The 1,756-nt window shown below is 41.2% G+C and carries 1 protein-coding gene and 1 pseudogene; both read right to left on the bottom strand.

Annotated features, from left to right (window positions below; genetic code table 11):
* Window positions 1-232 precede the first annotated feature (232 nt).
* Window positions 233-658, bottom strand: a pseudogene (locus tag OC529_RS11720) (hypothetical protein); the annotation flags it as partial.
* Between the two features lie 2 nt (window positions 659-660).
* On the bottom strand, window positions 661-1,611 hold the full coding sequence (locus OC529_RS11725) for an Rpn family recombination-promoting nuclease/putative transposase (RefSeq protein WP_262082249.1): 951 nt from the start codon (window positions 1,609-1,611) through the stop codon (window positions 661-663).
* Between the last annotated feature and the right edge of the window lie 145 nt (window positions 1,612-1,756).

The following is a 1,756-nucleotide window of genomic DNA, read 5'->3' on the forward strand; positions in this document are numbered from 1 at the left end:
AAACCTCCTGTTAACTATTTGAACAATAGAACAAGAGGCTACTAGTAATTTTATTTTCATGCTCAAGGCATATTCGAGTTATCTCATGACTCTTGTTCATCCAGTTTTTTTAACAGGCTAGGAAAAGTCCTATTAGACACCACGGATTTGTATTGTTCATCTTCATTATAAGCTAAACTTCTTTTTCTGTCATGAGTTAGCAGGCTCTGCCTGCTTAGAGTTTTTTTAGTTCTTAGTTATGATGGTCTTTCAATAATTCTTCAAACTCAGAGACAGTCATGCCTAATTGCTGACTGGCAACCTCGGAAGTCAGAAGACCTTGATGGACTAGATTTACTAAACCTACTTTTAATCCCTCTTCAATGCCTTCTTCTCGTCCTTGTTCACGACCCTCTGCACGACCACGTTCAAGTCCAAGTTCTAAGCCCTTTTCCTCTGCTTGTTCCAAGGCATAGTCCTGTGCTAACAAGGCTTGTTCTTCGCGCATACGTAGTTGACTAAACATTTTCCTGTCCTCCTCGGACCAGCTCTTATAGTCTAGCAGTTGGTCTGCTTGGCTGATAGCTCGCTCGGGTTGTTGAGTAAAGGGTTTGTTCCCGAAAAACTCCAACCACGGTTTACGAACCTCGTCTTTGCTGGTTTCTCTGTATTTTTTAGGTCTTATGTATGATAGTTTTTCAATAGTACCTCAAACTCAGCGACGGTCATGCCCAATTGCTGACTGGCAACCTCGGAAGTCAGAATGCCTTGACGGACTAAATTTAGTAGCATGGACAAACTTCCTTCAATTTTCCCTCGCTCCAGTCCCTGTTCAATACCTTCTGCACGACCACGTTCAAGACCTCTCTCTAAACCTTTTTCTTCAGCTTGTTCCAAGGCATAGTCCTGAGCTAACAAGGCCTGTTCTTCGCGCATACGTAGTTGACTAAACATTTTCCTGTCCTCCTCGGACCAGCTCTTATAGTCCAGCAGTTGGTCTGCTTGGCTGATAGCTCGCTCGGGTTGTTGGGTAAAGGGTTTATTCCCAAAAAACTCCAACCATGGTTTGCGAATACTATCTTTGCTGGTTTCTCTGTATTTTTTTAATTCCAAGAATGCCATCTTAACTAAATGGTTTTCTTGACCATTATTGGTTATGGTTAAAACCTCACCTGTCGTATCCTCGCGCATGCTAAAACTGTGGAAAGCCAAGTCATCTTGGAAATAATTACTATCCACAATTGCAATGGCGTAAACAGGTGCAATGTGTTTGTAACTCTGGTGTGTATCACCTTCTCGTTGGCGAATTTTTTCAAGATTTTGATTAACCTGACTGCACAAGTAAGCCCACAGGCGATTGATGAAAAAATTCTGATGATGAACCTGAATTTCAATGATTACTTGGGTTCCATTATCTAGCTCCGCCAAAACATCTATACTTGTATAGAAATCCTGCGCCGAGTACGGCAGGGAAGGCAAGACGTGAATATTGCTCCCCTCCAAAATGGTCACATTTTTAGCTGGCAAGTCCAGCATATCGCGAATAAATTGACAAGTGATTTCTGGATTGCTAAAGATTTTCTTAGCAACCAAGTCATTGGTTGGGCTGATGCCCGGATGACGTACAGTCATATTTCTTCTCCTTTCATTATAGCACATTTTTAAATCTAGGTTTACTAGATTCACTGCTACTATCTATTTATTCGCAAAAGAGACGAAAAAAACCTGAGAATTATCTCAGGCTTGGTCATTAAATCTTTTTCTCAATACTGAAAAG

The organism is Streptococcus sp. Marseille-Q5855 (genome assembly GCF_946901985.1).
Lineage (GTDB): Bacteria > Bacillota > Bacilli > Lactobacillales > Streptococcaceae > Streptococcus.